Below are 24420 nucleotides of genomic sequence, written 5' to 3' on the forward strand. Positions count from 1 at the left end.
CTCTCTTATTCTAACTTATTGTCGTATAGAATCAACTTAAAAAATCTTTAGATTTCGCCCACGGCAAATAACCCCACGACGTGGGGCTGGCAGGATGCCGGCTTGGCTCGGCCTATTTCGCAGACAACTCGCCCGAGGTCGAGAGCCCCGCCCGCGCGAAAAAGCTTTCGCTTGGCAGTTTGCCATGAGCATGCTACAGCGTGTAGAATCTTGTTTTGTCAGGCATATTACTATTATATTCGGTCGGAATTTCATTGCGGTGGGACCGCTCCACTTTCTTGACGAACGGCAGCCGCTGAAGCTGCTTGACCGTTTCATCAAGACGGCTGGCATAAATGTACATTGCGGCATAGTGCAGCTTTTTCGAAATAAAATGCACATTGCCATACTTCTCCAAATGCTTGGCCGCCGCTTTCACATCGGAAACCCATACGATAATGCCGGCTCGCTCGGTAAACATGGCAATACCTTCTTTCTGCAGTTAATTTAGGGAAAGGGATGAACCCTCTGTATGTCAACTCATCTATCGGCACCTTTCGTGGCCGTCACACGCGGTTCGCTCACCGAAAGCGTACACCGCGGCCATCTGGCGGCAGTCGACGCATCAGGACGCCTGATCGCCGGCGCCGGCGACAGCCGGTTCTATACCTATGCCCGCTCGACCGCCAAGCCGCTGCAAGCCATCCCCTTGCTGGAGATGGGCGGAGCAGAGCGTTACGCCTTGACGGAGCCCGAAATCGCGCTGATCTGCGCCTCCCACAACGGGGAGCCGGCTCATACCCAGACGGCTTTATCGATTCTCGGCAAAGCCGGTCTGGATGTAAGCGCTCTAGACTGCGGGCCCCAGGAACCTCTGCTGAAGCGCGAAGCGGATAAGCTCAAATACGATCACATGCCGGCGACGGCGATTCATAACAATTGCTCAGGGAAACATGCGGGCATGCTGGCCCTGGCGCGCCTTATGCAAGCATCTACTCATCAGTATACTCGCCCTGAACATCCTGTCCAGCAAAAAATGCTGCATGCCATCAGCGAGATGTGCGAAGTCCCGGTCAGCGACATTCAGCTGGGCATCGACGGCTGCGGCGTTCCCGTCTTCGCCATGGAGCTGTCGGCGCTTGCCCTGGGCTATGCGAAGCTGGGCAGACCGGACTCGCTCGCGCCGGCCCGCGCCCAGGCATGCCGCCTTATTGTGCAGGCCATCGGCCGCTCGCCGTTTTATCTGGCAGGCACCGACCGCTTCGATACCCGGCTGGCCGAGGTAACCGGAGGTCGTATCATCGGCAAAATGGGAGCGGAAGGCGTATTCGCCGCGGCCATTCCGGCGGAGGGAGCCGGGATCGCACTCAAGCTTGAGGATGGCGCCGAACGCGCCTTATACCCCGCCGCGGCCGAAGCGCTGCTCCAGCTCGGCTTCCTGACGGAAGAGGAAGCGGAGAAGCTCCGGCCCTATCACCGACCCGATGTCGTAAACCGCAGGGGCGAAATCGTGGGCAAGCTGGAGCCCGTTATCCGCCTTGCCCGCTGAACTTGCCACGGCAAGCTTCCGCTTAAAGCAAAAGAGGCCCGGGAGGGGCCTCTTCCATATTAGCCGCACTTGCCGCTGCAGCTGCCTCCGGAGGAGCATCCGCCGGTACTGGCAAGCGGATCGTTCGACGGCACCTTGATCGTCTCGGAGACGGCCCGTGCGATCGTCTCCGACACGGAGTGGAGCAACTCGTCGAGCTTGCGCTCCGCTTCCTTGAAGCGCCGGACCGGCTCCAGCAGGTCCAGCTTGGCTTCGACGGATCTCACCTCATCCAGCGCCTCATGGTAATTCGGGTGATAATGTCCGAAGCGTTCGCATTCCGCGAACCTCTCCTTGCTTTTCTGAAACTCCTTCACCAACCGCTGCACCTCGGCATCGGCGTCTTTTGCCTGCTTCCAATATAGATAATCCGCTGTTTCAACGGAATTTTTGATCAAATCGGCCAAGTCGTAGGCTCCCATCAGCATAGCTGACATATCGAGCGTTCGGGATTCCATAACCGCCATCCAACAGCACCTGCCTTTCGGGTACGGATAATTAGGCTTACTCTGTCAGTATACCATATTCGTCTATCGGCGTGCCCAATTAATATTTGTCGTTGATCCCGGGCAGGATAAGCTTCATTTCTTCCCAATCCTCGCCGAGCAGCCGAATTTCCGGCAGACGCTCCCGTTGTTCGCGCTCCCCCCCGGCCCAATCCGCGGAGTACGGCCCCGCTTCCATCCCGGTCAGGCACCAGGTTCCGCGGGTTTCCTGAAGCTTGCGCGGCACGATCCGGTAATCGGCTCCGTTCTTGCGAATCTGCAGCAGCGATCGAAGCTGGATCGCCTTCTCCACCATCTCCTTGCGGGTCGAAGGATGGTAGTTGCGGTAATCCTTGAGCCACGAGGAGGGGATATCCCGCAGATCGGGATAAAGATCCGCAGACTCGGGCCACCCCGGGTCCAGTTGAAAGTAGCCTGTTGCATGCCTGGCGTAAACAAGTCCTTGACCCATAGCCTCGGGCTCTTGCCAGGGCAGCCGGACGGCCGCGAGCTCCTCGCCTTCCAAGGACGGATAACCCGCCGCGCCGCCATCCTCCTGGTCGAGCTGCATCCCGGCCATATAACCCGCCTTCTCCAGCGCTGCGGCCAGCGCCTTCACATCGCCCGGCTCCACAACGTAATCCTTGTCGCCCAGCGGCTCGCGCAGCAGGCCTGCCAAAGCCGGCAGTCTGCCGAGCATCGCAGCCGTCTCCGCATCGGCGCAACGGAGCAGGGTAACCTGAACGACATTCGTTAAGCCGAACGGTTTCGCCCACTGCTCGACCGTAAGCCTTACATGCTCAGGCACCCCGTAAGCCGCATGGCGCTCCAGAAACCCGAGCACCTCCTCCCTTGTGCGGCCGTTCTCCAGAGCAAACTTCAAGCTGGCCTTCGTCAGCTTGCATACGCTGAGCACATCCCGTACAGGCTCTTGCGCGAGACAGCAGAGCTCCCATTGAACACGCAGCGGCACGTCCGGCGGCACCAGAATGTCGAAGTCGGGCTGGACGATCAGCCCGCCGACAGAGCCGTCCGATTCCGGTTCGGCCGGCTGATGAGGATGCCTCCGCCAGCGGTAGCGCGGCGGCGGGCCGGCGTCAACGCCCGCCTTCCCGTCTCCTGTGCCGGACCAGGGCGAGTCGGCGGGCTCCCTCTCCAGCCATCCGAGGCAGCGGAGAGGCTCCAGCCATTGCTCTTGCAGCAGCCGCAAGCGTTCCTCGAACTCCAGCGGCTCCGACGGCGCGTCCAGGAGGCAGGATTTCACAAGCAGCTCCAGGATGGCGCCGGCCTCGAAGGAAACGGCGGCAGGCCAAGCCTCCGCCAGCAGCGCTGCATGCTGCAGCCATACGGTATCCGGGAAAGCGATATCTTTCCACCAGACATACAGCCGACTGTTCTGTGCGGAGCGGGGCAAGGCCAGGAAGCGCCGCAGCGCTTCCGGTTCTACCCGGAGCTCCTCTTCCTGGCGCACAAGCAAATTAAGCTTCAACAACGCGTCAAGCGCCAGCGCCACTTTCGGCGGGTAGATGTCGGCATGGGCGTATTTTAAGACGACTCCTTGCAGCCGGGCTTCCTCCCAGGCCGCAAGCTCCGCTATGCGCTGAAGATTGCGCTTGGTCAACGTGCCGCTTTTGGTCAGCTTCAGCCGCTGCTTGGCCGCATAGACAAGAAGATCGAACAGGGGCAGCACCGGATCAAAGCCGTCCTGCAGCGCTTCGACTTGCCCCTCTCCATCCCCGCGCTCCCTGAAGAACGGTTGCAGGCCGGGGCACATAATTCGCTGCCACCGGGCCAAACCATCCTCGGGCAGCACGTATACATGCTCGCCCCATGATTTGCGGAAGGCAAAGATCAGTCCCTTGCGGCGCAGTCCGGCGCAGCCAGCGTGAATTTCGGCTCCGGACAGGCGGGCCGCGGCCGACCGTTCCAGGCGCGCATCATCGAAGGGCGTGCAGCCGATCCGCCTAACGATGATGTCCAGTACTGCCCGCTCCGCCGCAGACAGCCGATTATATACCGTTTCCAGCACAACCTCGTCCTGCCAGAGGCTCTCCAGCGTGCTCCCGTTCTTCAGCCAAGGAGCGTATACCGTCTCGCCCTCCATCCTCTGGCGCAGCTCCGTGGGCAGCAGTCTGGCCAGCTCTGCATATTTCATGGACCAACCGCCTCCCTGCAGCGCTCCGACTTGTCTGCGGCTGCGCCGGAATGATCTCCCGCGGCTATGATCAGATCGGCGTACTCAGGATCTGCCTGCGTGTCCAGGGACCGGTACGAATAGCCCTGCTCGATCAGAAACAGCTGGCGGTTCATCGCAAATTCCTGCTCCTTCGTATCCGAGCTGACCAGCGAATAGAAATAAGCCTTGTTGTCGCCCGACTTCGGCCTCAGGATACGTCCCAGACGCTGCGCTTCCTCCTGGCGCGAGCCGAAGCTGCCGGAGATTTGAATCGCCACCGCCGCGTCCGGCAGATCTACCGCAAAGTTGGCGACCTTCGATACGATCAGCACCGACAGCTCCCCGCACCGAAACGCCTTGTACAGCGCCTCCCGCTTCTCATGCGCCATCTCCCCGCTGATCATCGGCGCTCCCGTCCGCCTGGCCAGCTCCTCCAGTTGATCGAGGTATTGTCCGATCAGCAAAATCTGCTCTCCCCGGTGCCTGCGCAGCAATGCTTCCGCTACCTTCAGCTTGGCGGAGTTATCGCTGGCGATGCGTATCCGCTCGCGCTCTCCCGCCATGCGGTAGCTCTCCATCTCCTGGGGCGGCAGCGGGACCCGCAGCTCGATGCAGGCTACCGAGGCGATCCAGCCTTGGGTTTCCAGCGTTTTCCACGGCATCTCGTACCGCTTGGGTCCGACCAGCGAGAACACATCCTCCTCCCGCCCGTCCTCCCGGATCAGCGTAGCCGTCAATCCAAGCCTGCGCGTGGCCTGAATATCCGCCGTCATCCGGAATACAGGCGCAGGCAGCAGATGGACCTCGTCATAGACGATAAGTCCCCAATCTCTTTTATTGAACAAATCGATATGGACAAAGGGGCCGTTCTTGGACTTGCGGTACGTCAAAATTTGATAGGTCGCTATCGTAACGGGGCGAACTTCCTTGACCGTGCCTGTATATTCGCCCACCATGTCTTCCGTCAGATCGGTTTTGCTTAAAATTTCGCGCTTCCACTGCTTCACGGACGTGCTGTTCGTCGTCAAAATCAGCGTGGCGCACGATAGCTTCCCCATCGCCGCGATGCCGATCACCGTCTTGCCCGCTCCGCATGGCAGAACCAGCACCCCGCTGCCTCCTTGCAGTGAACCTTCGCGGTAGAAGGAGTCGACAGCGGTCCGCTGGTAGTCCCGGAGCTCGAAGGAAGCCTGTTCACCCGCTCCCGCACGCAGCCGAATCGGCAAAGCCTCTCCCTGGCTGTAGCCTGCCAGATCCTCGACCGGAAACCCAAGCTTGATCAGCTCCTGCTTCAGCAGCCCGCGATATTGGGGAGAGAAGCGCAGCGTCCGGGCATCGGTCTGAACCACGCCGTAAGAGCGGAGCGACTTGAAGGAAACCATCTCCTTGATGACCTGCAAATCATCCGATATAAGCAGCAGCTCATCCCCGAGCCGCTCCAGCCGAACGAGTCCGTATCGTTCGATATAGCGGACGATATCCTGCTTCACTGCTGCCGGAACGCCAAACTTGGCGTGTTCTTCCAGGAAGGCGACGACTTCCTCCGATGTCATGCCCGAAGCCGCCGCGTTCCACAACGACAAAGAGGACATCCGGTACGTATGGATGTTGTCCGGAGATTTCACCAGCTCAGCGAAGGCGGCGAGTCCTGCGCGCACCTTCTCCATCTCGGGATGGCGCGCTTCCGCCAGGATACAAAAATCATGCTGTACGATCAGCGGCTTGTCTTTACGATAAACAGCCATGTCGAGCCGATCCCTCCAAACTTTAACAGATAAACTTAGTATGAGGGAACGCGGCTGGATTTAAACCTCCTCTCACTTGAAAACCGCCGCCAGGTATGGAAAAATAGAAGGATATGCCACGCATCGTCCTATGAGATGATGACATCTTGACAGAAAGGAGCCGCTGCTTTGACCTCTCTCCGCCTGCTTTTTCTCGCCGCAGTCCTGCTCCTGACAGCCGCCGGCTGCAGCTCCCGGCCCGCCGGCGCACCGGCGGCTAACGAAGCTTTCCTGCAAGCCGTTTATGAGCAATATCCGGATCTTCGCGACAAGCCTTACCAGATTGCTCAAGTAAAGCGCGTCGTTGACGGCGATACGTTCCAAACCGCAGACTCCGCCAAAGTGCGGCTGATCGGAGTCGATACGCCTGAAAGCGTCGGCAAGGTCGAGCATTTCGGCAAGGAAGCGAGCGAGTTCACCAAGAAAGAGCTGACGGGCCAGACCGTGTATTTGTTCTCCGATGCCGGGGATACCGACAAGTATGGAAGACTGCTGCGCTACGTGTTCAAAGAAGGAGAGCCGCTCATGTATAATGAAAAGCTGGTGCAGGAAGGCTACGCCAATCCAATGACGGTTCCGCCCAACGTCTTGTACGCCAAACGATTCGTCAGTGTCGAAAGAGAAGCGCGGACGAAAAAAGTCGGCTTATGGGCAGCATCGGCTTCATCGTCGTCTTCTTCCAAAAAGCCGGCTTCGTCTACCGCTCCTCCTACCGTTCCCGAGGACGGGAAAAGTTGCTCTAATCCACAGATCAAGGGCAATATCAATGCGAAGAAAGAAAGCATCTACCATGTGCCGGGCGGCCGATCTTATGAGCAGACCAAGGCCGAACGTATGTTTTGCACCGAGAAGGAAGCCGAGGCTGCCGGATTTCGCCGCGCAAAGGAATGACGGTTCCTTGCCGGCTAATGACTACGGACATACGAAAAAACATTCTCCCGTGAGCTGGGAGAATGTTTTTTCGTATGCAGGTATTCATTAGCCGGATGAATGCCCAGGCTACATGACCGGCTGCTTGTGATTTTCGGAAATTTGGCTCAGCGCTTCTCCGGCTTCATCTTCAAACTTATCGCGCACGGCCAAGTCTCCGATCGAGACGATCCCGACGAACTGACCGTTCTCGACAACCGGGAGACGACGAATTTGCTCCTTGGCCATAACCTTTGCCGCTTCGTCTACAGTCGTATCGGGAGGCACGGACACCACCCGGTCGCTCATGACTTCCTTAATCGCCGTCGAGCCTTCCTTCTTGGCCGCGAATCCGCGGATGACCAAGTCGCGGTCGGTCAGCACGCCGATCAGCTTCGTCCCATCCACAACGGGAATAAAGCCGGTATCCTCCTGCTTCATCTTGACCGCTGCTTCATACACATTATCTTGAAGCGTCACCGTTGCGCAGTCCTTCGTCATAATTTCCCGAAGTGTTCTAGCAGCCATAGCGCTAATCCCTCCTGAGATGAAAAGTTCGGGCTCGCCCTCCGACGTCGATCCGATCCGGATGCTTCGTCAGGCCCCGTCTCCCATATGCTCTCCTGGCAGGAGATGCGCCATTCGCTTTTCACTTGTCACATAACGGAAAACCCTGCCCGGCGGTTCGGGTGTAATCCAGCAGCATGTCCACGAACAGCTTCGCTGCATGCAGCATCGACCTCTCGTCGATATCGAACCGGGGATGATGATGGGGATGCACAATCCCGCGCTGCGCATGGCCGGCGCCGACGAACATGAAGCAGCCGGGCACCTTCTCCAAGTAATACGCGTAGTCCTCGCCGGCCATAATCAGCGGAGATCTTTGCGCATGCTCGCCGAACGTCCGGCGCGCCGCGCGGTCGAATCGCTCGGCTTCCTCCGGATGGTTGATGACCGGCGGGTAGCCCATCTTGTAGTCCAACTCATAGGTCGCTCCATGCATCAGACATGTTTGCTCCACGATCGTTTCGAGCCGCTGCCTTACCTTCATCCGCAGCGAGTTGTCGAAAGTTCGCACCGTTCCCTTCAATACGGCCGTCTCGGCGATGATGTTGAATGTTGTTCCGCTATGGATCGAGCCGACGGATACGACGCAGGGCTCGGTCGGGTCGGCCGAACGGCTGACGATCGACTGCAGATTGACGACCAACTGAGAGGCGACCAATACGCTGTCGATCGCCTCATGGGGCAATCCGCCATGCCCTCCTCTGCCTGTTATCTCAATAACGAATTCATCCGCAGCCGCCATCGCAGGACCCGGCCTGCAGGCCGCAGTCCCTACCTCGAACGGCGTCCATAGGTGAATGCCGTAGATCACATCGACATCCTCCAGCACGCCTTCCTCAATAAGGCCAAGCGCGCCCCCGGGCGTCGTCTCTTCCGCAGGCTGGAAAATGAATACCACTTGCCCGCGCACAGATTCCGGATGCTCGCTCAGCACTTTGGCTACTGCCAGCAAGGTAGCAGTATGCGCATCATGTCCGCAGGCATGCATAACTCCCGGTACGGTTGAAGCATAATCGCAAGCTTTCTCATCTTGTATAGGCAATGCGTCCATATCCGCCCTCAGCGCTACGGTCGGACCAGGCGACGCCCCGCGCAGACGCGCCACCACCCCGTGGCCTTTACCGGCTTGCTCCCGAACTTCCAATCCCCATCCGCGCAGCTTCGAGGCTACGAATGCGGCCGTCTCCGACTCGCGGTACGACAGCTCGGGATGCCGGTGCAAATGTCTTCGCCACTCCACCATATCCGGGTAAGCCGCTTCCAACGCTTCATATATATCCATAAGCATGCCTCCGATGAACGGTTCTGTTTCGATCGATTATCGTCTATTGTAGCAAAAGCGCGAAGCCGTTTCATCCCATGTGTCACAATTTTTCAAACTTTCCCTTAAGGGCCATCGGGAGGGGCATGCATTAGGGTTGCACAAGTAAGGGAAACATACTATCATGGGTAAAGTGATGTACATAGATTAGGAGGGCTTGCTGTGATTATTGAAAACAGTGGTTTGAAGGGCTTGAAGAGCGATCTCGCCCACTTGGACGAATGCATGGAGCAGCTTGGTTTTGTACGCTGGCAGTGGGAATATTACCGCGCCACTTACGATCTGAAGCTGGAAGATAAAGCAAGCCGCAGCGAATATTTTCTGCGCATCAATACGCGCGTAGAAACGGGCAAGCTGGAATCTCCTTACGCGATCCTTTACGTGGAAGATACTTATATTGGAAAGGCCACTTTCCCGCACGGACTCGACTACAATTCGCCGATTCCGGACTTCATTATGAAGGCAGCGGCCGGCAAGCTGGCTGAGCTGAAGTCGAAGCTGACCCACTAGGCGGAAGCTTACGATGAGCGCCCCGCGACGAGGAACGCCTGACTTTCTGCTTCTTTTTCTGACGTTTGCACTCGTTTGCTTCGGTCTGGCGTTTGTGTTCAGTGCCAGCGTAGCCGAAAAGGACCCCTGGTCTCTCGTGATCAGCCAGGGCAGCAAGGTTTTGCTTGGAACCTTCATCATGTTTTTCTGTATGAATGTCGACTTCCGCAAATTTCAGAGATGGGTCGCGCCGTTCCTGACCTTCTCTGTTGTCCTGCTGCTTCTCGTTCCGGTCATCGGTATTGAGATCAATAATGCCAAAAGCTGGCTAAGCCTCGGACCCTTGGGCTCCATACAGCCAACGGAGTTCGCCAAGCTTGCCGTTATTTTGTACCTGGCCGCTCTAATCAGCAAAAAAGGCGAGAAAATTCAGGATTTCAAGCGAGGACTTGCTCCTCCTCTGCTGGTAGTCGCTTTCATCTGTTTGCTTATTATGCAGCAGCCTGATCTTGGCTCCACCCTGATTCTCGTGATGAGCGCTGCGCTGGTTATTGTCGTCGGCGGAGCCAGCTTCAAACATATCGCAACTTTGGCTATAGGCGGCGTCATGGCTTTGGCGGTAATCGGCACGGTCTACTTTCTTAAGACGGAAGGAAACAGCTACCGCATCGGACGATTCACCACGTATCTCAACCCGTTCGCTGACAAGGAAGGCGAGGGCTGGCAGATCGTGCAATCGCTTTACGCCTTCGGGCATGGAGGACTGACCGGAGCGGGCTTCGGCCAGAGCATCCAGAAGCTGCATTACCTGCCGCTCGCCTACAATGACTTCATATTCGCAGTCATCGGCGAAGAGCTCGGATTTATCGGCACCGCCATTTTTCTGCTGGTGTATCTGCTGTTTTTGCTGAGAGGATTAGTTGTGGCGCTGCGCTGCAAAGAGCTGTTCGGGATGCTCGCCGGGGTCGGCATCGTTGGTATGATCGGCATTCAAGCCTTCATCAATATCGGGGGCGTGACCAATACGATCCCGATGACCGGTGTCACCCTGCCACTGATCAGCTATGGAGGCACCTCGATGATGGTGACGCTGATGAGTCTCGGAATTTTGCTAAGCATATCGAGGGAACAAAACGCTCAGGTCAAGGAGCCGCAGCAGCGGGTGCATGGCAGGAAGAGAGCCGTATAGGCTCTCTTTTTTTGTATGGATATAGACAGGCCAAGTAAAGGGTGCCTTTAGGATATAAATTCTTTATCTTCAAAAAAGACAAAGCAGGGAGCCGCTTCACGCTACTCCCTGCCGTCCGGCCCCGGTTTATTTGACACGATGATGTGGATCTTCCGTATGTATCAGTTCCTTCTCTTCTTCGCGGAAAGCTACGCCCTCTACCTTCACGTTCACCTCAACGACCGACAGCCCGGTCATATTCTCCACCGCTTCGCGAACGTTCTCCTGCAGGTCGCGGCATACTTCCTGAATTTTGCTGCCGTAGTTGACAATGACTCGCAGATCAATGGCGGCCTCGACTTGGCCCACTTCGACCGAAACGCCCCGTTGAACGTTTTTACCGCTCAGGCGCTTCGCCAGACCCTCCGAAATCCCTCCTGACATGGCTGCGATCCCCGGCGTCTCTAAAGCAGCGAGCCCTGCTATAGTGGAAACGACGTCATCTGAAATGCGGATAAGTCCTGTCTGAATTTCTTCGCTCATGAGGATCACTCCTTCAAGGATTATAAGTCTATTGTAATAAGTTCCGGGTTGGAAAGCAAATACACGCTGTTCGCCTTGACAAACTTCGACGCCTTGACCTGTCAGCGAATAGGTTGTTCGCTTTTTCCCGCGCGGCGCTGCCGGTCAACCGGATCAGCCATTCTTTCGAAGCTTGACCGGGGTGCTGCGGCGCCCCGTCATGCAAGAAGACAAGGCATCCCTGTCAAGGAACGCATTGTCTTCTTACTGCTAGTGGCCTGTACTCGGGATCGATTCGGATTCGGCCACTCCGGCCGTCCGCGTCACACGAATGCGTCGGATCCGGTGGCTGTCTCTCTCCAGCACCTCGAAGGAGAGATCGCCGTACGAGTACACGGAACCCGGCTTCAGCTCGGGATTTTGCTTAAACAGCCAGCCTCCGATCGTGTCTACATCGTCATTATTGAGCTCCGTGCCCATCAGATCGTTGACCTCATCCAGCAGCACCTTGCCTTCGAACACGTACCGGTTATCGTCCAGCTTATCGATTGCCTTGACCTCATCGCTGTCGAACTCATCCCGGATCTCGCCGACGATCTCTTCCAGTATGTCTTCAATCGTAATCAAACCGGCTGTCCCGCCGTATTCGTCAATAAGAATCGCGATATGAACCTGCTGCTGCTGCATTTTCTTAAGCAGCGACTTGATCGGAATCGAGTCAGGCACCGTCAGCACCGGATGGATCAGCGCCCGGTAATCATAATTCTCATCATTCTGATAGTTCAGGAAAAACTGCTTCGTGTTGATCATCCCGATAATTTTGTCTTTGCTTTCCGAAGCGACCGGAAATCTCGTGTATTGCTCCCGGCGAATAATTTCCATATTCTCCTCAAGCGACAGATTCGTATACAAGCAAGCCATATCCGTCCGCGGCACCATAATTTCTCTGGCCAGCAAGTCATCAAAGGCAAATATCCGGCTGACATATCCGTACTCCGTCTTGTTAATCTTGCCGCTTTGGAAGCTTTCAGACAAAATAATCTGAATCTCTTCTTCGGTGTGAGCGTCCTCGTGCTCTTTGGCCGGCTTCATGCCGAACAAGCGGATTAACGAATTGGCGGAACCGTTTAAAAGCCATATGAACGGGTACATAATTTTATAGAAGAACATGATGGGCTTGGCTACGAGCAAGCTGATCTGCTCAGCCTTCTGGATCGCGAGCGACTTCGGGGCCAGCTCGCCCAGCACGACGTGAAGATAAGTGATGGATATAAAGGCGATAAGGAAGGAAAGAATGCTGCTGGCTTCAGATCCGAGTCCCATGGAATGGAACAGAGGATCAAGCATCTTCTCAACCGTCGGTTCACCGAGCCAGCCGAGGCCCAGTGCCGTGATCGTAATGCCGAGCTGGCAGGCGGACAAATAGCCGTCAAGATTGCGGGTCACCTGCTGTACGGCCAAAGCGTTTTTGCGGCCCTCCATGACGAGCTGGTCGATACGGCTGGACCGCAGCTTGATGATGGCGAACTCGGTAGCTACGAAAAACGCGGTCAAAATAATCAGCAAAGCGACTAAAACTAAGTTTACAATCATGTTTACCTTCCTTTTCTTTTAGAACTATTCATTGTATAAGTTCTTATGAACTTATTATAGGAGCTTAAAATTGAATACACAACCGAGAAAGGAGTCAATATAAGCGCATATCCGTTCATTTTCGGCCCTGGATTGAGCTGTGCCATTCCCGCACGCTTATTATTTCCCTTTGACAACCGATTTTCTAACTCTTAAGATGAGTTCATATGAACTTCAGTATTCAGAAACAGAGGTATTCACATGGAAACCTTCACTTTGACACGTAAGGAAATGTCCTCCCTGCTCATTTCGCTGCAAGGACGTTCTCCTAAAAAACCTATAGCTATTCTTCAGGAAGCTTGGTCCAAGCATCATCAGCATGAGCTTAGACAAGGAGCTTCCTTGACTGCCTTCCTTTCAACCCGGCTGCCGGGCGTGTTCGAGAAGCTGCTGAAGACAGATCGGATCGACGGCCTTTCCCTGCAGGAAATCGTCGCGCTGGGCAATCAGATCGAATATACGAATTACTCCATTACGTCGGTGCAGAATTGGGTAAAGCGCGATTTCAAGGAATTTCTCGGCGCGCCACAGGCAGGCAAAAAATATTCGCTCCAGCAGGCCGCTCTCCTGTTTATTATCGAAGATCTAAAAGGCAATCTGGACTTCGAATCCATTCGGAGCTTGTTCCATATCATCTTCCGCAAGCCTGAGGTCGAGCATGACGACTTGATCCGTCCGCTGGATTTATATGTAGCCTATACGCATCTTTTCGAAGAACTGGATCAAAATAACGATCAGATGCTGGACGTTCAGGGGCATGAGGAAGGCAAGCGGAATCATGATGTGCTTATGGAGAATATGCTGCGCATTCGTTCCGATCAATATGTAGGCCAGCTGGCCGAATTAACGCCCGAGCAGCGGGAAGCGGTCCGCAATGTCGTGTTTATCGCGATGGTTTCGATTCAGACTGCTTACTTTCATTCGCTGGCCCGTCAGTACTTGAATGCCACCTTGTTTTTGCAGGATCTGCATGATCGTTAGAGCTAAAAAATTCAGTGTTGCTATATTCAAATGACAGGATTAGAATAGATTTGGTTCATTTGAGGGATACTTTTCCATACGAGGTGATAAGGCTTGAAACGCCACGGATTTACCATCGGGCTTGTCGGCAGCTTCGCGCTGAGCGGCATTGCCCATTATGCGGGTGGAGCTATATTCAGCTCGACGGTGCAATTTTTCATTTCGGCCATCTCCATTATTTTTGTGGCCGGCTTTTTAGGAAAAGCGACGGAAAGCGTGGCTCACTATGCGGGAGAGCGCATCGGAGGATTTCTTAACGCTACGTTCGGCAATGCGGCGGAGCTGATCATCTCTATATTTCTGATCAAAGACGGATTGTTCGATGTCGTTAAAGCCAGCATAACGGGAGCGATAATCGGTAATATGCTGCTGGTGCTCGGCCTTAGCGTTCTGCTCGGAGGCATGAAGTTCCGCGAGCAAACGTTCAACGTGAAGCTGGCAGGCCATAATGGCTCGCTTATGCTGCTGGCCGTCATCGCGCTCTTCATCCCGGCAGCTTTCACCCGCAGCCTGACCTCGAATGAAACGATCAACTTGAGCATTATTGTTTCGGTGATTTTGATCATCGCGTATTTGCTCTGGCTGTTCTTCTCCATGGTCACCCACAAGGACGATCTGACCGACCCGGTCGTTGAGCATGGCGAGGCCGCTTGGTCCAAGGGCAGGTCTGTTCTGTACCTGATACTGGCTACGGTCATGGTCGGCTTCGGAAGCGAATGGCTGGTCGGCACCCTGGATGAGTTCAGCCACCAATTCGGACTGTCGGAGCTGTTCGTGGGTGCCTTCCTGATCGCGATAGTCGGCAATGCCGCCGAGCACAGCGCCGCGATCATCATGGCTCGCAAAAACAAGATCGGTGCCGCCATCGAAATTGCCATCGGCAGCTCTCTCCAAGTCGCGTTGTTCGTCGCTCCGCTGCTTGTGCTGCTGTCCATGCTGTTCGGCCAAACAATGGACCTCGTGTTCACCACTTACGAGCTGATCGCCATCGGAGTCGCGGCTTTTATCGCCAAATCGATCTCCCAGGATGGGGCGACAACCTGGTATGAAGGCGTGCTGCTGCTCGTCGTGTATGTGGTGCTCGGGATTGCCTTCTATCTGGTATAGGGAATCGGACAAAAAAATAAAAGGTAACCTTCCAACAGGAGGTTACCTTTTATTTTGCAGTTCCATCGCCTCATAGAGAGAAGCCAAATTGCGCTCAAGCTTCACCAGGATCTGCTTGCCGGTCGACTCGGTAATTAAATCCGCGCGTATAGCGAAATCAATTTCCCTCGATAGTCCGTAAATTTGCGTATCTAAGACCTCTTCATACAGAGGACATTTGCGTGTGGTCAAATTTTCCATCTGCACTTCAATCAGCTTCTCGATCTTATCCGCATCCTCTTGCAGCAGATGCAGCGCTTTCTGCGATAAGCTGAGCAGCACATCCGACGACATGGCGCTCCCCCCTGTAATTCCCGTAAGCTTGATCTCCGAGCCATCCAGGCGATCGCTCGAGTTGTTCCGAAACCATGCAAATCTGCAATACGGCTTGTTAGTTTTATATTAGTCTAAAATGAGCTATTACACAAGTCCAACTGTTAATAAATGCTCCCGATCGCGGCTACCGCCTCCTGGTTCTGCCCTTGCATGCAAAAAGGCATCCCCGCTGGCGCGAGAATGCCTGTGCTGCCGTCTCTTATTAATCCTGAATGCTGTTGATGCTCAGACCATGCTTCGCGAAAACTTCAGCCATTGCTTTCTTGGCATCGTCCGCGTCAGGACCGTGAACATGCAGGTCATACTGGCTCGACGTCAGAAGCGTCGTGAACAAGCCAAGAATGCTTTTCACATCGATAAACTTATTGTCATACTGAAGGACAATGGAAGATCTGAATTTGTTAGCGGTTTGCGAAATCTCCACAATAGCAGCGTTGTTAGCGTTAGGCATCTAAAAATCCCTCCAAGCTTTAATGGAACGAATGGAAAAAGAAGTCGCTTTCTTTCTTATGATAATACATGGGAAGGCCGCAACATGCAACTAGATTTTTTGGCAATATTTATTTCAAGCGCTCCGGATTCAGCCCCTCCAGCTCAGGGATGACGAAGCGTCCGTCTTTGCGGATCAGGCGGTCGTCGAAATAAATCTCCCCTCCTCCGAATTCGGGCCGCTGAATCAGCACCAGGTCCCAATGAACCGAGGATCGGTTGCCGTTGTCCGCCTGCTCATAAGCTTGGCCGGGAGTGAAGTGGAGGCTGCCGTCAATTTTCTCATCGAACAGCGTGTCCTTCATCGGGGTCGATATATAAGGGTTGAAACCCAAGCTGAATTCGCCGATATATCGCGCCCCCTCGTCCGTATCGAGGATGTCGTTCAGCCGTTTTGTATCGTTCGAGGTCGCTTCCACGATCTTGCCGTTCTCGAATCGGAAGACGATGTTCTCGAAGGTCACATCCGAGTTAATCGAAGGGGTGTTGTAGGCGATAACCCCGTTTACCGATTCCCGGACCGGCGCCGTGTACAGCTCGCCGTCCGGAATATTGCGTCGCCCGCAGCATTTCACCGAGCCGATGCCCTTGATTGAGAAGGAGATATCCGTAGCCCCCGGTCCGACGATCCGCACCCGGTCTGTCCGGTTCATCAGCTCCTGCAGCGGGTCCATGGCGCTGGACATCGCGGCATAATCAAGATTGCATACATTGAAGTAGAAGTCCTCGAACCTCTTCGTGCTCATGCCGGCCAGCTGAGCCATGGACGCATTGGGGAACCGCAGCACGACCCAGCGCGTCCGCTTCACCCGTTCCTCCAGATGCACGGGCTTGGCGTACAGCTGCTTGTACAGCTTCATCTGGGCGGCCGGCACATCCGCCAGCTCGCTGACATTGTCGGCAGCACGAATCGCTACATAGCAATCCATCGCCTTCATTCGCTCCAGATCGCGGCGGGACCACTCCTCCAACTGTTCGGAGGTGATTCCGGTCAAAAGTGCCGCTTGTACGCGCGGGTCGATCAGCTCCGCATACGGATGCCCTCCGCGGGCATACACTTCTTCGATCAGGCAAGCTACCAGCTCTCTGTCGCTTCCGGTCATCTCGATCAATACTTTCTCGCCCGGCTGAACATCCAGCGAATACTGGACAATATTGCGGGCCAGCTTATGTAAACGCGGATCTTGCATCGCAGCTCTCTCCTGACTTTTTACCGTTTGGTCATATCGGTAGTATTGGTGGTGTTGCTTGTGCTGCCTGTATTGCCGGTTTTGGCGCTTCCCGCAGACCGGTTGGGCCCGTTAGAACTCGTCCGCGTCCACTTCTTGCGGAAGTAGGCGCCGAGGCCGAACATAAACAGCAGAATAGCTCCAAGTATAAGAAGCCTTCCCTTATGCTGCCCAAAATGAAGCAGATCGTGCCCCACCATCGACTCCAACCAAATCATAGGGATATTTCCGATCAAGGTGCCCAGGATGAAATGCCTTGTACGAATCTTCATAAAAGCGGCGCCGATGCTGATAACCGATGCAGGGAGCACGGGGATCACCCGGCTGGCCGCTACGCACCATAGTCCGTACCGCTCCAGCATGCTGTTCACTTTGCCCAGGAAGCTGTAGTCCGCCAGCTTGCGCTGCACCCAAACGCGGCCTAGATTGCGGGCGAGGAAATAGGCGATTATAGCGCCCAGACAGGCAAAGCTGTAATTAACCGCCAAACCGCCCCAAAAGCCGAACAGCAGCACATTAACGCCGGCGGCGACCACAAAAGGAATAAAGGGCAGCAGCGAGTGCAGCAGGATAAGCAGCGCCCCTCCGACATATCCCAACCATCCGAGCGAGCCGAGTACTTCCGAAACATGCTCCACATTCCATGGGCTCACAGGCTTGGCCTCCCTCCACAGTCGCCTATTATTGTATCAAAAAAGTCCGTATTTCACGAGTCAGACCTTTTGTTTGATTTTCCTGCCGTATCACTTGACATGACCCACCTGCTTCTTATAGAATTAGAAGTCGAGATAAGCGAGTGTGCTTCGGAAGAGTCATGCTTGCTTATGGTGGAAGATTGAGTCACCCTCTATAGATTTTGTTGCCGACAGGACCGCGGCTGGGTACTTCCTGTCGTTTGCTATCGCCATCGATAGTATGACAAAATCGGGCCCTTCTTCACCCGTTGCTTTACCCTACACTATACCCAATTTTAAAGGAGCTACCATACATGTCCCGTTATACCGGTCCTAAGTTCAAATTAAGCCGCCGCCTCGGCATCTCCCTCAGCGGAACAGGCAAAGAATTGAAGCGCCCATTCCCTCCAGGTCAGCACGGCCCTGGACAACGCAAGAAAATGTCCGGCTACGGCGTTCAACTGCAAGAAAAGCAAAAGCTTCGCCATATGTACGGTTTGAATGAAAAACAATTCCGCAACCTGTTCGACAAAGCTTCCAAGCAACAAGGTATCGCGGGTGAAAACTTCATGTTCCTGCTCGAAAGCCGTCTGGACAACCTGGTTTACCGTCTGGGCCTTTCCAACTCCCGCGCCGGCGCGCGCCAATTGGTCGCTCACGGTCATATCACAGTCAACGGCAAGAAGGTAGACATTCCTTCGTACATCGTATCGACTGGCGATGTTATCGGTCTTCGCGAGAGAAGCCGCGGCCTGTCCGCAGTCAAAGAAGCTCTGGCTAACCGCAACTACCTGCCGGCTTACCTGGAATTCAACGAAGCCGCTGTAGAAGGCAAATACGTTCGTCTTCCTGAACGTTCCGAGCTTGCTCAAGAAATCGATGAGAAGCAAATCGTCGAGTTCTACAGCCGTTAATAGAAATTGGCACACACACACAAGCCGCTCCTGCCGGAGCGGCTTTTTTTGCGTTTTCTTGCAGCCGCACCCAGCTTGTCCGACCCAATCAAAAAAAGCATTCGCAACTCAGCTGCTAAAAAAGCTGAATTACGAATGCTTTTGAATAAAACAGGCTCAAGGTGCCTATCCCAGCTTGATCCGCGCAAACTTACGCTTGCCTACCTGCACAATGTCGCCGTCGGCAGGCGTCAGCTCCGCATTCGGATCGTCCACCTTCTGCTCATTGATCTTGACCGCGCCCTGCTGCAGACTGCGGCGCGCTTCGCTGCCGGATGCCTGCAGGCCGAGTGTGACGAGCAGCTTGGCCGCACGGATCATGCCGCCCTCCAGCGCTTCCGCCGGCAGCGTTACATCCTCGATGTCCTCGGGCAGCGCACGCTGCTGGAATACGGTCACAAAGTGCTGCTGAGCCTCGTCCGCTGCCTGCGCCCCATGATACATCCGCACGAACGTATGCGCCAATCTCATCTTGGCGTCGCGCGGGTGAACGCTTCCGTTCTCCAGGCCGCTGCGAAGCTCGTTCAGTTCTTCATTGCTCAGATCTGTAGCCAGCTCGTAGTATTTAATCATCAGCTCGTCCGGAACGGACATCGCTTTGCCGTAAATTTCTTGAGGCGCCTCGTCGATGCCGATGTAGTTGCCGAGACTTTTACTCATCTTGTTCACGCCGTCAAGACCTTCAAGCAGCGGATTCATAATCGCGATCTGAGCCTCGACGCCGTATTCCTTCTGCAGCGTGCGGCCCATCAGCAGGTTAAACTTCTGATCTGTGCCTCCCAGCTCGATATCGCTCTTCAGCGCTACAGAATCGTAGCCCTGCATCAAGGGGTAGAAAAACTCATGGATATGAATCGGCTGGCCGCCGCTGTACCGCTTCGAAAAATCATCCCGCTCCAGCATCCGCGCCACCGTCAGCTTCGCCGACAGCTCCACCACATCCGCAAAGTTCAGCGCTCCGAGCCATTCCGAATTGTAGTATAAATTCGTCTTGCTCTGATCCAGAATTTTGTAGATCTGCTTCTGGTACGTTTCCGCATTGCGCTTGACATCCTCTTCCGTCAGCTGCTTGCGCGTCTCGGACTTGCCCGTCGGATCGCCGATGCGTCCGGTAAAGTCGCCGATAATAAGCTGTACCTGATGGCCAAACTCCTGAAATTGACGCAGCTTGTGCAGAACTACCGTATGCCCCACATGAATATCGGGCGCCGACGGATCGAGACCAAGCTTTACATTCAGCGGCTTCCCGGTGGCGACCGAATGAATAAGCTTGCGCTTCAGCTCATCCTCGGGGACAATCTCCACGACCCCGCGGCGGATTGTTTCGAGCTGACGCGTTACCTCCTGCTGCTGCTCTTGCGATAATTCTTCCCATTTCGCCATGACCTGCCTCATCCTCCTCTGTATGTTCAAACATGCCTGACCACGCAAAAAAGCCCTCTCATCCACAAGGGACGAGAAGGCTATGTCTCGCGGTACCACCCTACTTAAAACCGCAGATGCTCTAGTTGGCAGAAACATGCTCTCTACCAGTGGCGTCATAGCGGTTTTCACTTTGACAGGATAACGGGAACACCCGATCGGAAGCTACTGTTTGCGCTTTATAAGCAAAGTTCCCTTCCGCTGCTCCGGACCGTAATTCAGATCAAAGTCGCGTACCGGTTCACACCCGCCACCGGCTCTCTGCAAGCGCCATTCTTTGTCCTACTGATTGTCCATCCAAGCATTTGACCATATGCAAGTTTCTCTTATTTAACCATACGCCTCGCCGAATTGTCAAACATGCGCTCTCCCCCTCTGCCTGATAGGCCAAATGTCATCAAAGAATCATGAAAGCATGCGTCTGGATCGATGTTCGGCTTGACGGGGTATGCTATAATAGGATGGAATGTTTTCCATTATCGGGAGGTACCGGCTTACATGGATACGGAGAAAACGGAGAAAGAAAAAGGCTCTGCCAAAAAAGTGCTGCGGGCAACTGTCAAATATACGCTGCTAACCTTCAAATGGCTGTTCATTATGGGGATTATCGCAGGATTTGTGGCAGGAGGCGCAGCCTTCGGTTATGTGTCGGCGCTGGTCAAGGATGATCCTGTGCGCGACAAGGAAACGATGCTGCAGCAGATGAATGACGACGCGTTAACCGGATTCGTTTATTTCCGGGACGACACGGTAGTGGGGCAGCTTCGAACGGAAGAAGACCGCAGATTGGCCGGCTTGAACGATATCCCGCAGATCGTGCTGGACGCCGTCTTCGCCATCGAGGACAAAAACTTTTATGAACATATGGGCGTAGACATCAAGGGAACCGCCCGAGCCGTTGTACAGAAGCTGCTTAATTTGGATGTACAGACCGGCGGCAGCACCATCACTCAGCAAGTGGCCAGGCGAGTGTTTTTGTCGCTGGACAAGGCCGACAGCCGCAAAGCGAAAGAAATTTTCCTGTCGATGCGTCTTGAGCGGATGATGTCCAAGGAACAGATTTTGCTTGCGTATCTGAACAAAATTCCTTATGGCAACGGCTCGTCCGGCTACAATGCTTATGGCATCAAAGCGGCCGCCAAGGGTATATTCAACATCGAGGATCTATCCAAGCTGAATCTGGCCCAAGCTGCCTATCTGGCGGGTCTTCCTCAGATGCCAAGCAACTTCTCCGCCTTTAGCAGCAGCGGAGTGTTTGACGGAGCCGCCTTCAAAAGAGCCGTACAGCGGCAACAGCTTGTCCTGCGCCGCATGCTGGAAGAAAACAAGATCACCCAGCAGCAGTACGACGAAGCGATAGCCTTCGACTTGCAAAGCACGCTCGCCGAACGTGTCAAAAAAGCTTATTCTACATATCCGTTCCTGATGATCGAGGTAGAGAAAGAAGCAGCCAAGGCGCTGCTGAAGGCAGAGCAGCCGGCGCTGGACGCCCAGAAGCAGCCGGATGCCTACAACGAGGCGCTGAAAAGCATGCAGGCCAAGCTTAGCCGGGGCGGATATCATGTCTACACCACGATAGACAAAGAAATCTATGAGTCGATGCGCGACATCGCCCAGAACGCCAAAAACTTTACACCGGATGACAAAGTCAAAGGCGTGGAGCAGGTCGGCGCCGTGATGGTCGAGAATAAAACCGGCGCCATACTCGGGATGCTGGAGGGACGCGATTTCTTCAAGGAGCAGATGAATCATGCTACCCAGGCTTATCGTCAGCCGGGTTCGACCATGAAGCCGATCGCCGCTTTCCTCCCTGCGCTCGAGAGCGGAGCGATTCAGCCGGCCACAGTCATTGACGACGTCCCGATCGTCCTGAAGGACGGGACCAAGGCCGGCTACCATATTCCCGAGAACTGGGATGACGGCTACCACGGTCTAGTTACCGCCAGACACGCGCTGAATCAGTCGTACAACATACCGGCCATCAAGCTTTTTACGGAAACGGTCGGTATCAAGGAAGCTTGGGAGTTCGCTCGGAAGATGGGCATCCAGTCGGTGACGGAAGCGGATTATGTCGCGCAGACCGGCGTAATCGGCGGTCTCAAGTACGGGGTTACGGTGAAAGAGCTGACGAATGCCTACGCCACAATCGGCAATCAAGGTGTGTACAACGAAGCTTTTATGATCCGGAAAATTACCGACTCCAACGGCAAAATCGTTTACGAGCATGAGAACAAGCCGACCACCGCTTTCTCGCAGGAGACGGCGTACCTGATGAGCGATATGATGCGTACGGTCATTACATCGGGAACCGCAACCGACTTGAAGACCAAGTACAAGTACTACAATAAAATACCGATCGTCGGTAAAACCGGCTCCACTCAGGACGATGCCGATGCCTGGTTCATGGGCTACACGCCCGATGTCACACTTGGCGTCTGGGTAGGTTATGAGCTGCCCATTCACAAGCTGACGAAGAAAAGCGGAGGAACCAACAGAGCCAAGGACGTATGGGCCATGGCTTTGAATGCAGCCATCGAAAAGCATCCGGATCTGTTCCCGACCAAGGAGTTCAAGCGGCCGCCGAATATCGTCGATATGACCGTCTCCAGTCTGTCCGGGAAGCTGCCAAGCGATGCGATCAAAGCCGCAGGCAAGCTGAATAAAGATATTTTCAACAAAAAGTTCGTGCCGACCGAAGAGGATAATGTCCTGACTCGCCTGCCGATCATCACGTTCAACAAAATAAATTATATCGCTCAATCGGGAACTCCCGCAGAATTCGTCAGCGAGAAAACGGTGATCAAACGCGAAAAGCCGCTCGGCGATTTGTTTAAGCAAATCGCATCCATCATGAATCGGTTGCCCGCTGACCGCAAGCGCAGCATCGATTTCTTTAAGCCCAAGGATTATGATGAGGATGCTCCTTCGGAAACGGACCCTCGCACGGATGACGGCAAACCGCCGGTTGCTCCGGGGACCGTGGCGGCCACTCATTCGGGCCAAACGAGCGTGATCACCTTCCAGGCCAGCCCCAGCGAGGACACGGTCGGCTACCGGCTCTACCGGTCGACCAGTCAAGGCAGCTACCAGAAGGTTGAAGGTAAAGTGCTGCTTGCCGGCGAAGAAACCAAGTTTACGGATCAAGCAGGCCCCGGCGTATTCGGGTATTACGTTACGGCGGTAGATGTAGCAGGCCGTGAGTCCGTGCCAAGCAAGGCCGCTTACACGGACGGAACCTCCGTAGACTTGCTATTCCTCACTCCGGATAGTGACGGGGCCATTGACCCGGCGGGAGTAGCTCCTCATCCTGGCCAAAATCCAACGCCTGGCGGCAAGCCCGATACCGGTGCTTCCGACAAGCCGGATGCCGGCGACGAAGAGTGGAAAAAAGCTCCCTCCGCTCCTGCAGCGCCTGCCGTCAAATCAACAGGCGGAGGCATCGAACTAAGCTGGAAGGCTAATGCCGCCAAAGAAAAGGTAAAGTCTTATACCGTGTATTTCAGCGCTAAAGAGGACGGCGAGTTCACCAAGCTTGGCACGGTCTCCCAAGCGACTCAATTCCGCTATTATGCGGTTTCGACCGAAGGATTCTATCGGATTACGGCGACCAATGAGCATGGCGACTCCAAGCCATCGCCGGCCAAAGCGTTTAAGAAAAGCAGCGATTAATGGAGCCGATTAAGCAGTTGAGCATCAAGATAAATAATCCTCGGCTATCTCAGTCTGCTGCGTATTGCCAGATTGCCCGGCCTCGCCTACGCGAGGCCGTTTTCATTTTGAAAATACATGAAATCAACTGAATCAAGTACACACCATAATGATATTGCCATCCGGATCTTTAAAGGAGAACTCCGCCAAATCGGGATGTGTTATGATATCGGTTATTAGCTCAGCTCCCATCTTAGTGACATGGTTAAAGGCTTCGTTAATGTCAGATGCGCTAAAGTTAAATAACGGTTGATTGGTGGGAATAAACCTATAATCTTTCTCAAAGCAATGGTTATCAAGGGTTATCCCCGGGCGCCCGTCTCCCATATTCAAGATATATATAGGTCCGTTATATGCCTCGTCCCTTACCTCGAGCCCAAGTAGTTTACTGTACCAACGTACCGATCGTTCTAAATCGGTCACGTGAACAAAAAACGTATCTATCCTATTTTCAATTGCTTTTAACAATTAACATGCACCTCCATTGCATTTGTGTTGCTGCGGTAGCTTTTCTTGTCATAAAGAAAAACCTAGCCTGCGGCTAGGTCCTTGTCTGAACCCATACTTTCGAGCATGGGGAGGGAATTGGATATGGGCTTCCAACCGCTGTTAAAGTCGTGTTCTTTGAATGTATGAAGTGGTATGAACACGACTTTAAAGGCGGCCGCTATCGCTTTTCCACCCCATATCCATTCCCTTTCTTCTACTCTGTGCTTTCTTCTCTAGAGCCGATCCTGTCTTCAATCCGGTACTCGTATCCATGAACTCCCTTGTAATATTCCGGGTACATTTCCCCCTCACATGCTTCGCATGAAAACTGCGG

22 protein-coding genes and 1 other annotated feature are annotated in these 24420 nt (G+C 54.5%); of the genes, 8 read left to right on the forward strand and 14 right to left on the reverse strand.

What is annotated here, in order from left to right; genetic code table 11:
- Nucleotides 1-193: 193 nt before the first annotated feature.
- Nucleotides 194-460, reverse strand: coding sequence for a YlbG family protein (locus BLR08_RS21780; RefSeq protein ID WP_072334436.1), 267 nt, complete (start codon nucleotides 458-460; stop codon nucleotides 194-196).
- Nucleotides 461-511: 51 nt separating this feature from the next.
- On the opposite strand from BLR08_RS21780, the gene BLR08_RS21785 reads away from it, so the two are divergent.
- Nucleotides 512-1528: an asparaginase gene (locus BLR08_RS21785; RefSeq protein ID WP_072334433.1), complete on the forward strand. Its 1017-nt coding sequence runs from the start codon at nucleotides 512-514 to the stop codon at nucleotides 1526-1528.
- Between the two features lie 59 nt (nucleotides 1529-1587).
- On the opposite strand, the gene BLR08_RS21790 is transcribed toward BLR08_RS21785, so the two are convergent.
- The 3 genes from BLR08_RS21790 to BLR08_RS21800 form a co-directional block, all read right to left on the reverse strand.
- Entirely contained in the window at nucleotides 1588-2034 is a 447-nt protein-coding gene (locus BLR08_RS21790; RefSeq protein ID WP_072334430.1) for a YlbF/YmcA family competence regulator, read from the reverse strand.
- A gap of 79 nt (nucleotides 2035-2113) precedes the next feature.
- Entirely contained in the window at nucleotides 2114-4207 is a 2094-nt protein-coding gene (locus BLR08_RS21795) for a helicase-associated domain-containing protein (RefSeq protein WP_072334427.1), read from the reverse strand.
- Nucleotides 4204-5973, reverse strand: a complete 1770-nt coding sequence (locus BLR08_RS21800) for a DNA repair helicase XPB (protein WP_083537387.1) — start codon at nucleotides 5971-5973, stop codon at nucleotides 4204-4206. The genes BLR08_RS21795 and BLR08_RS21800 overlap by 4 nt, the downstream gene beginning before the upstream one ends.
- A 168-nt stretch (nucleotides 5974-6141) precedes the next feature.
- Here BLR08_RS21800 and BLR08_RS21805 point away from each other — a divergent pair, with 168 nt between their 5' ends.
- A complete protein-coding gene (locus tag BLR08_RS21805) occupies nucleotides 6142-6903 on the forward strand; it encodes a thermonuclease family protein (protein WP_072334424.1) in 762 nt (253 codons plus the stop codon).
- A gap of 108 nt (nucleotides 6904-7011) precedes the next feature.
- On the opposite strand, the gene BLR08_RS21810 is transcribed toward BLR08_RS21805, so the two are convergent.
- Together BLR08_RS21810 and BLR08_RS21815 are read right to left on the reverse strand one after the other, a co-directional pair.
- A complete protein-coding gene (locus tag BLR08_RS21810) occupies nucleotides 7012-7449 on the reverse strand; it encodes a CBS domain-containing protein (RefSeq protein WP_072334421.1) in 438 nt (145 codons plus the stop codon).
- Between the two features lie 121 nt (nucleotides 7450-7570).
- Nucleotides 7571-8770 (reverse strand): M20 metallopeptidase family protein, encoded by a 1200-nt coding sequence (locus BLR08_RS21815; RefSeq protein ID WP_371117580.1) that lies wholly within the window; start codon nucleotides 8768-8770, stop codon nucleotides 7571-7573.
- 201 nt (nucleotides 8771-8971) lie between these two features.
- Here BLR08_RS21815 and BLR08_RS21820 point away from each other — a divergent pair, with 201 nt between their 5' ends.
- Both BLR08_RS21820 and ftsW read left to right on the forward strand, forming a co-directional pair.
- The gene (locus BLR08_RS21820) at nucleotides 8972-9319 is read left to right on the forward strand and encodes a YugN family protein (RefSeq protein ID WP_072334415.1); all 348 of its coding nucleotides are present in this window, start codon (nucleotides 8972-8974) and stop codon (nucleotides 9317-9319) included.
- Nucleotides 9320-9332: 13 nt separating this feature from the next.
- On the forward strand, nucleotides 9333-10487 hold the full coding sequence (gene ftsW, locus BLR08_RS21825; protein WP_072334412.1) for a putative lipid II flippase FtsW: 1155 nt from the start codon (nucleotides 9333-9335) through the stop codon (nucleotides 10485-10487).
- Between the two features lie 126 nt (nucleotides 10488-10613).
- Here the strand turns inward: ftsW and BLR08_RS21830 are convergent, their stop codons facing one another.
- The gene (locus tag BLR08_RS21830; protein WP_072334409.1) at nucleotides 10614-11009 is read right to left on the reverse strand and encodes an Asp23/Gls24 family envelope stress response protein; all 396 of its coding nucleotides are present in this window, start codon (nucleotides 11007-11009) and stop codon (nucleotides 10614-10616) included.
- Between the two features lie 249 nt (nucleotides 11010-11258).
- Nucleotides 11259-12581, reverse strand: coding sequence for a hemolysin family protein (locus BLR08_RS21835; protein ID WP_072334406.1), 1323 nt, complete (start codon nucleotides 12579-12581; stop codon nucleotides 11259-11261).
- Between the two features lie 240 nt (nucleotides 12582-12821).
- Here BLR08_RS21835 and BLR08_RS21840 point away from each other — a divergent pair, with 240 nt between their 5' ends.
- Nucleotides 12822-13601, forward strand: coding sequence for a DUF1836 domain-containing protein (locus BLR08_RS21840; RefSeq protein WP_072334404.1), 780 nt, complete (start codon nucleotides 12822-12824; stop codon nucleotides 13599-13601).
- 93 nt (nucleotides 13602-13694) lie between these two features.
- The gene (cax, locus tag BLR08_RS21845) at nucleotides 13695-14747 is read left to right on the forward strand and encodes a calcium/proton exchanger (protein ID WP_072334401.1); all 1053 of its coding nucleotides are present in this window, start codon (nucleotides 13695-13697) and stop codon (nucleotides 14745-14747) included.
- 42 nt (nucleotides 14748-14789) lie between these two features.
- On the opposite strand, the gene BLR08_RS21850 is transcribed toward cax, so the two are convergent.
- From BLR08_RS21850 to BLR08_RS21865, 4 genes are all read right to left on the reverse strand, one after another.
- A complete protein-coding gene (locus BLR08_RS21850; protein WP_072334398.1) occupies nucleotides 14790-15080 on the reverse strand; it encodes an Fpa/YlaN family protein in 291 nt (96 codons plus the stop codon).
- Nucleotides 15081-15324: 244 nt separating this feature from the next.
- Complete coding sequence (locus tag BLR08_RS21855; RefSeq protein ID WP_072334395.1) at nucleotides 15325-15573, reverse strand: HPr family phosphocarrier protein; 249 nt, start codon at nucleotides 15571-15573, stop codon at nucleotides 15325-15327.
- Nucleotides 15574-15682: 109 nt separating this feature from the next.
- Complete coding sequence (locus BLR08_RS21860; protein WP_072334393.1) at nucleotides 15683-16801, reverse strand: aminopeptidase; 1119 nt, start codon at nucleotides 16799-16801, stop codon at nucleotides 15683-15685.
- A 20-nt stretch (nucleotides 16802-16821) separates the two neighbouring features.
- Complete coding sequence (locus BLR08_RS21865; RefSeq protein ID WP_072334390.1) at nucleotides 16822-17493, reverse strand: TVP38/TMEM64 family protein; 672 nt, start codon at nucleotides 17491-17493, stop codon at nucleotides 16822-16824.
- Nucleotides 17494-17828: 335 nt separating this feature from the next.
- On the opposite strand from BLR08_RS21865, the gene rpsD reads away from it, so the two are divergent.
- Nucleotides 17829-18428 (forward strand): 30S ribosomal protein S4, encoded by a 600-nt coding sequence (gene rpsD, locus BLR08_RS21870; RefSeq protein WP_072334387.1) that lies wholly within the window; start codon nucleotides 17829-17831, stop codon nucleotides 18426-18428.
- 165 nt (nucleotides 18429-18593) lie between these two features.
- Here the strand turns inward: rpsD and tyrS are convergent, their stop codons facing one another.
- Entirely contained in the window at nucleotides 18594-19850 is a 1257-nt protein-coding gene (gene tyrS / locus BLR08_RS21875; RefSeq protein WP_072334384.1) for a tyrosine--tRNA ligase, read from the reverse strand.
- A 64-nt stretch (nucleotides 19851-19914) separates the two neighbouring features.
- Nucleotides 19915-20198: a binding site (T-box leader), on the reverse strand.
- 189 nt (nucleotides 20199-20387) lie between these two features.
- On the opposite strand from tyrS, the gene BLR08_RS21880 reads away from it, so the two are divergent.
- Complete coding sequence (locus BLR08_RS21880) at nucleotides 20388-23558, forward strand: transglycosylase domain-containing protein (protein WP_072334381.1); 3171 nt, start codon at nucleotides 20388-20390, stop codon at nucleotides 23556-23558.
- Nucleotides 23559-23690: 132 nt separating this feature from the next.
- Here the strand turns inward: BLR08_RS21880 and BLR08_RS21885 are convergent, their stop codons facing one another.
- The gene (locus BLR08_RS21885; RefSeq protein ID WP_090586425.1) at nucleotides 23691-24065 is read right to left on the reverse strand and encodes a VOC family protein; all 375 of its coding nucleotides are present in this window, start codon (nucleotides 24063-24065) and stop codon (nucleotides 23691-23693) included.
- Nucleotides 24066-24420 lie beyond the last annotated feature (355 nt).

The sequence above is a fragment of the Paenibacillus sp. cl123 genome, from assembly GCF_900101595.1.
In the GTDB taxonomy this organism is placed as follows: Bacteria; Bacillota; Bacilli; order Paenibacillales; family NBRC-103111; genus Paenibacillus_G.

Bases quoted from the DNA above. Each gene is read 5' to 3' on its own strand.
- rpsD (WP_072334387.1), top strand. From the start codon at position 17,829: ATGTCCCGTTATACCGGTCCTAAGTTCAAATTAAGCCGCCGCCTCGGC.
- BLR08_RS21800 (WP_083537387.1), bottom strand. From the start codon at position 5,973: ATGGCTGTTTATCGTAAAGACAAGCCGCTGATCGTACAGCATGATTTT.
- BLR08_RS21790 (WP_072334430.1), bottom strand. From the start codon at position 2,034: ATGGCGGTTATGGAATCCCGAACGCTCGATATGTCAGCTATGCTGATG.
- BLR08_RS21780 (WP_072334436.1), bottom strand. From the start codon at position 460: ATGTTTACCGAGCGAGCCGGCATTATCGTATGGGTTTCCGATGTGAAA.
- BLR08_RS21785 (WP_072334433.1), top strand. From the start codon at position 512: ATGTCAACTCATCTATCGGCACCTTTCGTGGCCGTCACACGCGGTTCG.
- tyrS (WP_072334384.1), bottom strand. From the start codon at position 19,850: ATGGCGAAATGGGAAGAATTATCGCAAGAGCAGCAGCAGGAGGTAACG.
- ftsW (WP_072334412.1), top strand. From the start codon at position 9,333: ATGAGCGCCCCGCGACGAGGAACGCCTGACTTTCTGCTTCTTTTTCTG.
- BLR08_RS21835 (WP_072334406.1), bottom strand. From the start codon at position 12,581: ATGATTGTAAACTTAGTTTTAGTCGCTTTGCTGATTATTTTGACCGCG.
- BLR08_RS21860 (WP_072334393.1), bottom strand. From the start codon at position 16,801: ATGCAAGATCCGCGTTTACATAAGCTGGCCCGCAATATTGTCCAGTAT.
- BLR08_RS21850 (WP_072334398.1), bottom strand. From the start codon at position 15,080: ATGTCGTCGGATGTGCTGCTCAGCTTATCGCAGAAAGCGCTGCATCTG.
- BLR08_RS21830 (WP_072334409.1), bottom strand. From the start codon at position 11,009: ATGAGCGAAGAAATTCAGACAGGACTTATCCGCATTTCAGATGACGTC.
- BLR08_RS21795 (WP_072334427.1), bottom strand. From the start codon at position 4,207: ATGAAATATGCAGAGCTGGCCAGACTGCTGCCCACGGAGCTGCGCCAG.
- BLR08_RS21880 (WP_072334381.1), top strand. From the start codon at position 20,388: ATGGATACGGAGAAAACGGAGAAAGAAAAAGGCTCTGCCAAAAAAGTG.
- BLR08_RS21840 (WP_072334404.1), top strand. From the start codon at position 12,822: ATGGAAACCTTCACTTTGACACGTAAGGAAATGTCCTCCCTGCTCATT.
- BLR08_RS21810 (WP_072334421.1), bottom strand. From the start codon at position 7,449: ATGGCTGCTAGAACACTTCGGGAAATTATGACGAAGGACTGCGCAACG.
- BLR08_RS21855 (WP_072334395.1), bottom strand. From the start codon at position 15,573: ATGCCTAACGCTAACAACGCTGCTATTGTGGAGATTTCGCAAACCGCT.
- BLR08_RS21815 (WP_371117580.1), bottom strand. From the start codon at position 8,770: ATGGATATATATGAAGCGTTGGAAGCGGCTTACCCGGATATGGTGGAG.